Below are 9070 nucleotides of genomic sequence, written 5' to 3'. Positions count from 1 at the left end.
GATCGGAAGTGGTCCGTCATCGGATGACGATGTTCTACGCTGACGTCGGCGGACCTTATTTGTCCCCGAGCAAATAAAACCGCAGCTAAGGACATATACGGAGGTAAACACCTGCTTCGACCGAAATGAATACTTCGCTTGCTGAAAAACGCGGTGCTGGATGAGCGATTTGAATGGCTCATTGTGATTGATCAAAGAGCTCTGCGCGGGAACCTGCTGTTTTAGAAGCATGAGAAACCATCATGCTTCGGAGGCAGTCATGCCTATCGCCTCAAACCATCTCGTTGATGATGTCATGCGCCAATGGCCAGTGACGATCCGTGTTTTCCTGGATCACAAGATGCGCTGTATCGGATGCCCGATTGCGTGTTTCCACACGGTTGACGACGCGTGCCGCGAGCACAATGTCGACTCCGGCAAATTTCTTGCTGAACTCAACGAGGTTGCCCGGGATCCTGCGCGCAAGTCTTCCCGCATTTCAGCACAGTGGCCCTATGGGTCGGGTGCTTAATCGGTCGGGCGTTCTGCGAGCATGAACAGCTTGTGCGGATTGCGGATGGTAATCTTCTGCCGTCCGCTTTCAACAAGGCCTTGATTCTCCCAGCCGCTCAAGATGCGGCTGACAGTGTGCAGCGTTGTGCCGGTCATCTCCGCAATATCCTGCCGGGAGATCGGGAAGTCGATTTGAATACCATCGTCCCCTTTTCGTCCGGCCTGCTGAGCCACGCGCAGCAAGGCATGGGCCACGCGCTTTTCCACCTGCTCCGTCGACATTTCCACGACACGCGTATGCGCGTCCTGCAGTCGTGTCCCTACTGTCTGGATCGTGTTCACCGCAAGGGAAGGGTGCTTGGCGACGAGACGGGGCCATGCAGCTGAGGGCCAGACAAGGGCGACACTGTCGACGACGGCCATGGCCGTTGCCGGATAGGTCCTGCGCGCCATGGCCATGGCGATTCCGAATAGATCGCCTGGGGTGACGAAGCGAACCACTACCTGCTGGCCATCTGGTGTGATCTTCATAACCCGTAAGTGTCCATGAAGCAGCACGAAGAAGGAACGGGCCTCCTCGTCCTGCTGAAAGACGTTTGTTCCTTTTGGATAGCGAACGGATTGCGCCTCTTTGAGGATCTCATTGATGTCGTCAGGGGCAACCCCCGCGAACATCGGGAGATCGGCGACCAGGGATTTGTCCAAGCTCGGCATGCTGCGGGTTCCGACTTTCATGGTTCGGGTCGACAATTGACAGGAACGAAAAGGCCTCGCTGCTCGCCACGTCATTATGTTGCCGTCCCGTCGTGGAACAGGTTTCAGCCAATTCCCTGCCTCGAACCTTACCGTGCGGGCCTTAAAAGCGAATTGAGATAGCTCAAACGGCTCGGGCAGCAGCATCAGCTTGGCCATTGATGCGACATCGCCTTAGGGACTTTCCCGGAATGCCTTCTTGGTCCGGAGGAGCGTAATGGCTGCCTTCAGATGAAAACGCTCGATGTTTGATGCAGCACAAATAAGGCTTCTCTCAAGGGCGTATGACATCTCCTCAAGAGCCGGCTCAGGCTCGTGAAATCGCATCGACAAACAGGAGAAGGATGATGCGCAAGGTGGTGATGCTCGGTGCTCTCGTGGCCGCCCTCGGAATGGCCAGCGCGGCAAACGCGGCCGAGGTTGAGGTCAAGATGCTCAACAAGGGCACGGAAGGCGTGATGGTGTTCGAACCTGCCCTGGTGAAGATCAATCCGGGCGATACGGTGAAGTTCGTCGCCACCGACAAGGGCCACAATGCCGAGATCATCGAGACGATGATGCCGGAAGGCGGCAAAGGCTTCGTGGGCAAGATGAACGAGGAGATTGCGGTGACCTTCGACAAGCCCGGCGTCTATGGTTACAAGTGCAAGCCGCATTACGGCATGGGCATGGTCGGCCTAGTGGTCGTGGGCGATGCCGCCAATGCGGACCAGGCGAAGGCCGCCACCCATCCGGGCAAGGCCAAGCAGATCTTCAGCAATCTCTTCGACAAGCTCGCCGCGATCAAGGCCGCCGCGAAGTAACGCGAGCCGCTGTCAGTTCAACGCCGCCGCACCATCGCGGCGGCGCTATCCATTTCATGAAGAGCCATGGCGACCCTCGATATCAGTTTCAAGCCTGAACGCGCTCATCTGCGTAAGCCCAAGCGTGGTGTCATCGCGGAAAAGGTTGTTCCGCAATCCGTCTCCGGCCGCTATCGCAGGCTGAAATGGATGGCGCTGATCGTCTGTCTTGCCGTCTACTACACTCTTCCGTTCCTGCGCTGGACGCGAGGGGAGGGACAACCTGATCAGGCTGTTCTCTTCGATTTCGACCGGGGCCGGCTCTATTTCTTCTTCATCGAGATCTGGCCGCAGGAGGTCTATTACCTCACCGGTCTGCTCGTCCTGGCGACTCTCGTCCTCATCTGGCTCAATGCCGTCGCAGGTCGCGTCTGGTGCGGCTATTTCTGCCCGCAGACGGTGTGGACCGATCTTTTCCTTCTGGTCGAGCGCTGGGTCGAAGGCGACAGGCGTGAGCGGCTGAAGAAACAGGGTGCGCCGCTTAACACGCGGCGTGTCATGGAGATCTGTCTCAAGCATGCAATCTGGATCGCCATTGCCATGGGAACGGGCGGTGCGTTCGTTCTGTATTTTACGGATGCTCCGATGCTTCTTGTCGAGCTCGTCACGGGTGAGGCTTCCGTTCTCTCCTATGCATGGGTCGGCATCCTGACGTCCACCACCTATACGCTCGCGGGTTTCGCGCGCGAGCAGGTCTGCACCTGGATGTGCCCGTGGCCGCGCCTGCAGGGTGCGATCTGGGATCCGGAGGCGCTTACCGTCAACTACCGCGACTATCGCGGCGAGCCACGCGGATCCGCCAAGAAGGCCGCGGAATTGAGAGCGAAGGGAGAGCCCGCGGGCGATTGCGTCGATTGCATGCAATGCGTGACCGTTTGCCCGATCGGAATCGACATTCGCGAAGGACCCAACTTCGCCTGCATTAATTGCGGCCTGTGCATCGATGCCTGCGACAGCATCATGGCCAAGCTCGATCGCCCGCGTGGCCTGATCGATTATGAATCCTGGACCAATATTCAGCGTGGGCATCGCAAGGAGGAGCCTCGGCGTCGGATCATCAGGCCCAAGACCATTGGCCTTGGCCTCTCGATTGTCGCTCTGGCAGGAGTGATGGGAGTGAGCCTGAGCATGCGGAGCGATGCGAAACTCACCGTGATCCATGATCGCAACCCCGTGGCCGTCACGCTCTCGGACGGACGGACCCGCAACGGCTATACCTTGCGCCTCTATAACAAGAGCGGCGAAGCGCGCTCGTTTAAGATCGATATGACCGGTCTGCCTGAGGCGACTCTCGAAGTGGTCGAGGAGAATGCCGTTGTTCAGGTGGAGCCCGATGCCACACGGGAGATCCGCGTGCTCGTCTCAGCCGACGCGGACGGCCGCCATCCTGTCATGTTCACGGCAACCGATACGAAGACGGGCAGCAGCATCATTGCCGAAGACATGTTCATGTCCAATGACGGAGACCGGTGATGGCTCCCATTCCTCGCTTGCAACCCTATGAAGGCCCTGCGCTGTTCTCGTATGGCTTTCGCCCCTTCTTCCTGTTCGGTTCGCTTTATGCAGGGCTCGCGATCCTGGCTTGGCTGCCAATGTTCTACGGTGGGCTTCAGCTCTCGACGGCTTTCGCGCCGCGCGACTGGCACATCCATGAGATGCTCTATGGCTATCTCTCGGCCGTGATTACAGGCTTCCTGCTGACCGCCGTTCCCAACTGGACAGGCCGCATGCCCCTGCAGGGCAAGCCGTTGATCATGCTGGTTCTGATATGGGTGGCGGGGCGCGTGGCGGTCACGATGTCAGCCTGGATCGGATGGCAGGTTTCCGCGCTCACCGACGTGTCGTTCCTGATCGTCGTTGCGGCGGTCATGGCGCGGGAAATCGTCAAGGGCAAAAACTGGCGCAACCTCAAAGTCATGGTTGCTCTGGGCATCCTGACGATCGGCAACATCGCCTTTCACCTGGAAGCGCATCTTCTGGGCGCAGCCGAATACGGCATCCGGATTGGTGTCGCAGCGACCATGATGCTCGTGATGGTGATCGGCGGGCGCATCGTGCCGAGTTTTACCCGCAACTGGCTCTCACGCGAAAATCCCGGTCGCATGCCGGCATCGTTCGGTACCTTCGACATGATCTCGATGGCAGGCGCGAGCCTCGCGCTTCTGGTCTGGATCGCCTTGCCCGAATGGCAGATCGCAGGGGTTGCCCTGATCGCTGCGGGTCTCGTCCAGACCGTTCACATGGCCCGCTGGGCCGGCCACAGGACCTGGAGGGATCGGCTCGTGCTGATCCTGCATGTGGCTTACGCCTTCGTTCCGCTCGGCTTCATCCTGACGGGTCTCGCCTCCTTGGGCCTCATCCCCGCCGGCGCGGGCATTCATGCGTGGACGGGTGGAGCCATGGGGGGAATGACGCTTGCCGTGATGTCGCGCGCCAGCCTCGGCCATACGGGGCGAGCACTGGTGGCGTCGCGGATGACGCAAGCTCTCTACCTCCTGATCGTCATTGCTGCTTTTGCGCGGATCATCGCCGCGCTTCTCCCCGACTGGACCGACGCTCTGCTTCATCTGGCGGGCGCGGCATGGGCTGGAACGTTCATCGGCTTCGCGCTGACATATTGGATCGTTTTCACGCGGCCGCGCGTGAAGGCCTGACGCCCTTGCGATAAATCAAGGCCTTCTTCCTCGTCTCTGTCAGTTTAGCCCGACGAGCAGGGAGGAAGGCTTTGACAACAGACCACGGCAGCAAGAGCGAGTCTTATGCGCAGGAAAGGGTATCCCCGGTTGGCGCAGAGAATGCGCAGGCGGAACCGCTTGCGAGCTTCGAGACCGAAATGGCCTCGCTGAAGGGCAGCAGCCTGGGCTGCTCAGGCTGCCGAGAGCTTGGTTACTGCCGGCGAGACTTTGCTCAGGAGAACGATCAGGCTATCTATGCGCCTTGCTGCTGATGCACGGAGCCTGAAGGTTCAGGCTCGGCATCGGGAACGTTGCTCTCCAATTCTTCAAGCCATACCTGCGGTCCTGCATCCGAGGGAGCGCGCCAATCACCGCGAGGGGATAACGATCCGCCGGACGAGATCTTCGGTCCGTTCGGCATGGCGGTGCGCTTGAACTGACTGGTGAAGAAGCGGGAGAGAAACACCCGCAGCCAGCGCTTGATCTCGGGAAGCTCATAAGAACGATGCGCGCTCGCCGGTATGTTCGGCGGCCATGTGCCGGAGGCTGCATCTTTCCAGGCATGCCAGGAGAGATAGGCGATCTTCGAAGGCTTAAAGCCGTAGCGCGTGAGATAATACAGGTTGAAATCCTGCAGCGCATAAGGGCCGATCATGGCCTCGGTCGATTGAATTTGCCCGGAGGATTCCTGCGGAACGAGTTCCGGCGAGATCTCCGTCGCCAGGATGGCGTGAAGAATGTCGGCCGTCGCCTGATCGACATCACCGGAGGCCGCGACGAAACGGATCAGGTGCTGAATCAACGTCTTCGACACCGAGGCGTTGACGTTGTAGTGGGACATCTGATCGCCGACGCCGTACGTGCACCAGCCGAGCCCCAGTTCGGAGAGGTCGCCCGTGCCGACGACAATGCCACGATGATGATTGGCAAGACGGAACAGGTAGTCGGTTCGCAAACCCGCCTGCACATTCTCGAAGGTCACGTCATAGACCGGCTGCCCTTCAGCGAAGGGATGGTCCAAGTCCTGCAGCATCTGGCGTGCCGCAGGACGGATATCGATCTCGGACGCGCTGACCTTAAGCGCTTTCATGAGGGCCCAGGCATTGCCCTTTGTGCCTTCGCTGGTCGCAAAGCCAGGAAGTGTATAGGCGAGGATGTTGGTGCGGGCTAAGCCGAGCTTGTCCATGGCGCGGCAGCAGACGAGGAGAGCCTGCGTCGAGTCGAGCCCGCCCGAGACGCCGATGACGACCTTTTCGGTGCGCGTGGCCTGAAGCCGCTTCGCGAGGCCTTGGACCTGGATGTTGTAGGCCTCGTAGCAATTCTCAGTAAGCTTCGACGGATCGGACGGCACATAGGGAAACCGTTCGACCGGACGGCGAAGCGGGAGGGTTTCGTCCGGCGCATCCAAGCTGAATTGCAAGGTGCGGAAATCGTTGGGCGTGACGTTCAGATTGCGCCCGCAATCGCCGAAGGTGACGCGGCGCATCCGCTCCGCACGCAGGCGTCCCAGATCCACGTCGGCCACAGCCATCGTGGAACTGGCGGGGAAGCGCTCGGTTTCCGCCAGACGGAGGCCATCCTCGAAGATGCCGCCCTGGCCGTCCCAGGCAAGATCGGTGGTCGACTCGCCGGGGCCTGCAGCCGAAAAGGCATAGGCGGCGATGCAGCGCATGGATTGCGAGCCGCACAGCAGCTGCCGATCCTCGGCCTTGCCGATGGTGATGTTGCTGGCCGACAGATTGAGAAGAACCTCCGCGCCGGCAAGCGCCGCGACAGTGCTGGGCGGCTGGGGCACCCACATGTCTTCGCAGACTTCCACATGGAAGGTGAAGGCGCAGCTACCGACCGACCGGAAGAGGAGGTCGACGCCAAACGGGACGCGTTCGCCTGCAACATTGATCTCCTGCCCGCGAATTGTTGCGCCAGACGCGAAATGACGGCGCTCGTAGAACTCCCGATAGTTCGGAAGATAGACCTTCGGCACGACGCCGAGAATGCGCCCGGCCTGGATGACGATGCCTGCGTTGTAGAGGCGGTTCTCCCAGCGGAGAGGGGCCCCGACGGCAAAGGCCGGAAAGAGATCGGCGCTCTCGGCGACAAGGCGGGCGATGCCCTCTTCGACCGCCTCCAGCAGCGCATCCTGATGCAGCAGGTCGTCAATGGAATAGGCCGAGAGGCCAAGCTCGGGAAAGACCATCAAGGCAATGCGTTCCCGATCGCCCTGATGCAGAAGTTCCAGCGTGCGCTCGACATTGAAGCGCGGATTCGCAACCTCGATCCGCGGCACGCAGGCCGCGATGCGGACGAAATCGTGAGAATAAGGTGAGAAGAAAGAAGTCATCCCGTATCCAAATCGGCCCTCGGGCAGTGGTTCCCATCGGGGCTGCCCTTACTCGGCGACGTGCCTCTCTTGACCTTTAAGGATCGTGGTTTTTGAGCGCACGCAATTCCTTGGAAGGCCGGGTGTGTTCCGGCAAAGAATATCCCCTTGCGGGAGGGAACGAAAGAATATTTGCCGCATGGCGGATTGACCCGGAGATCCAGAGCGTGCCTGACGGCACCCGTCAGTCCTTGTTGGGCTCGTCCAGTCCGTGGCTTGGCTGTGGCTGCCCTGTGACGCGTTCCCACCATGCATCGGCTCGCGCCTCGAACGTGTGACTGCCTCGACCATCGCTCCGGTAGAACTGGCCAGGTTGGATCCCCGGGGCATAGGTCTGCTCGACCCATCCTCGTGGATCGTCATGCGGAAACTGGTAGCCCACATGTCCCAACTTGGCCGCCCCGGCATAATGCGCGTCCCGCAGATGAGCCGGCACGGGGATCATGGGCTGCGATTTGACGTAGGCCATCGCCGCTCCGATGCCGCGGCAGGCCGAGTTCGATTTCGGAGCACGGGCGATGTGCAGGGCGGCGTGGGCAAGAACGATCTGGGCTTCCGGGTAGCCGACATGCTGGACGGCCGTGAGAGCCGCAGCTGCCGTTTGAAGGGCCGTGTTATCGGCCAGGCCAACGTCTTCCGAAGCGTGGATGAGAATACGGCGGGCGATGAAGCGGGGATCCTCACCGGAATGGATGAGACGGGCCAGCCAATAGAGAGTGGCATCGGGATCCGATCCACGCATCGATTTGATGAAGGCGGAGATGGTGTCGTAGTGAAAGTCGCCTTTCCGATCGAACGGAAGGGGCGAGGCTTGATAGACCTCGTCCACCATGGCTCCGGTGATCGAAATGACCGAGCCGGGCGCTGATCCGAGAACCAGTGTCTCGAGAGCATTCAGGACGCGGCGGGCATCGCCTCCTGCGCGTCCGATCAGCTGTTTCATGGCCTCGGCGTCGAGGCGAACGTCCAGATCCTTCCGGCGTGCGAGAAAGGACAGGGCCCGTCCGACGATCTGTTCCAGGTCCTCCAGGGAGTGGGGCTCGAGCTGGAAGATGGACGCGCGGGACACGAGCGCAGGGGTGAGCACGTGATAGGGATTGCCGGTGGTCGCCGCGATCAGGTCGAAGGTGCCGGTCTCGGTGAGATCGAGGAGATAGTCCTGCTGTGAGCTGCTGAAGCGATGAATCTCGTCGATGAAGACGAGAATGTCCTTGGCCTGGGCTTCCTGAGCCACGGCCTTGATGTCGGAGACGTTGCTGCTGGCAGGATGAAGGGAGCGAAACTCCTTCTTCATCTCCTGTCCGATGGCGCGGGCTATGGTGGTCTTGCCCACCCCCGGCGGGCCGAAGAGGATGACCGTGCCGAGGCGGCCGGCCCGGACACGGCGCCGCAACGGCCCGCCCGGTCCGAGGATGTGCTGCTGGCCGACAAGCTCATCGAGCGTTTGTGGACGCATCTCGGCGGCGAGGGGCTTTACACGCTGCTCCTGGGCCTTCGAAAAGAGATCGGCTTTCACCATGGGTTGCCAGTGCCGTGAATGGTCGGAAATTGAAATGAGTGCAGAGAGGCTGGATCGATGGGCTGGATATACCGTCGATCAACACGGATCGCCACAATGCCCGCGTCAACAGGGCAACCCCGTCGAATAAGTCGCGCGCATTCCGTTTGTCCTGCAATATGTGCTCTGCAGACATCGATCATCATCTCCGGAGAGGCAATCCCGTCATCGCCGCGCCCGCATGTCGACGCCTCCGGCCGCCGGCTGTGCGGCTGCGGCCTATGGTTTCAGGCATGTTTATGTCTGCTTGGATCGGGAACGGGACGCAGCAGCGCCACTTGTGCAATATTGCAACATTAACCTTGTCACTCTGCATTGCGGCAAGATAATGCACGTTTTGGTTGTGCGCTTTCCTGTTGGTTGCAGTATT

General features: G+C 60.3%; 7 protein-coding genes. 4 read left to right on the top strand and 3 right to left on the bottom strand.

The window, feature by feature from the left end; all coding sequences use genetic code 11:
* Positions 1-259 precede the first annotated feature (259 nt).
* Positions 260-511 carry a DUF1858 domain-containing protein gene (locus tag DC522_RS18205; protein ID WP_116530090.1) on the top strand — a complete coding sequence of 84 codons (252 nt, stop codon included), beginning with the start codon at positions 260-262 and terminating at the stop codon, positions 509-511.
* Here DC522_RS18205 and DC522_RS18200 read toward each other — a convergent pair.
* Entirely contained in the window at positions 508-1206 is a 699-nt protein-coding gene (locus tag DC522_RS18200; RefSeq protein WP_116530089.1) for a Crp/Fnr family transcriptional regulator, read from the bottom strand. The genes DC522_RS18205 and DC522_RS18200 overlap by 4 nt on opposite strands.
* Before the next feature lie 386 nt (positions 1207-1592).
* Between DC522_RS18200 and DC522_RS18195 the strand changes: the two genes are divergently transcribed.
* The 3 genes from DC522_RS18195 to DC522_RS18185 all read left to right on the top strand — a co-directional run bounded on the left by DC522_RS18195 (position 1593) and on the right by DC522_RS18185 (position 4741).
* Positions 1593-2048, top strand: coding sequence for a pseudoazurin (locus DC522_RS18195; protein WP_116530088.1), 456 nt, complete (start codon positions 1593-1595; stop codon positions 2046-2048).
* Between the two features lie 66 nt (positions 2049-2114).
* Positions 2115-3560 (top strand): cytochrome c oxidase accessory protein CcoG, encoded by a 1446-nt coding sequence (ccoG, locus tag DC522_RS18190; protein ID WP_116530087.1) that lies wholly within the window; start codon positions 2115-2117, stop codon positions 3558-3560.
* On the top strand, positions 3560-4741 hold the full coding sequence (locus tag DC522_RS18185; protein WP_116530086.1) for an NnrS family protein: 1182 nt from the start codon (positions 3560-3562) through the stop codon (positions 4739-4741). Before ccoG ends, DC522_RS18185 begins: the two co-directional genes overlap by 1 nt.
* Positions 4742-5015: 274 nt before the next feature.
* Here DC522_RS18185 and DC522_RS18175 read toward each other — a convergent pair whose 3' ends face one another.
* Together DC522_RS18175 and DC522_RS18170 are read right to left on the bottom strand one after the other, a co-directional pair.
* Positions 5016-7103: an NAD(+) synthase gene (locus DC522_RS18175; RefSeq protein ID WP_116530084.1), complete on the bottom strand. Its 2088-nt coding sequence runs from the start codon at positions 7101-7103 to the stop codon at positions 5016-5018.
* A gap of 223 nt (positions 7104-7326) precedes the next feature.
* Positions 7327-8661, bottom strand: a complete 1335-nt coding sequence (locus tag DC522_RS18170) for a replication-associated recombination protein A (protein ID WP_165820201.1) — start codon at positions 8659-8661, stop codon at positions 7327-7329.
* Positions 8662-9070 lie beyond the last annotated feature (409 nt).

Origin of the sequence: Microvirga sp. KLBC 81, from assembly GCF_003075415.1 — a bacterium.
Lineage (GTDB): Bacteria > Pseudomonadota > Alphaproteobacteria > Rhizobiales > Beijerinckiaceae > Microvirga.
Note: the sequence above shows the minus strand (reverse complement) of the source record. Positions and strands in the feature narration are given on the sequence as shown.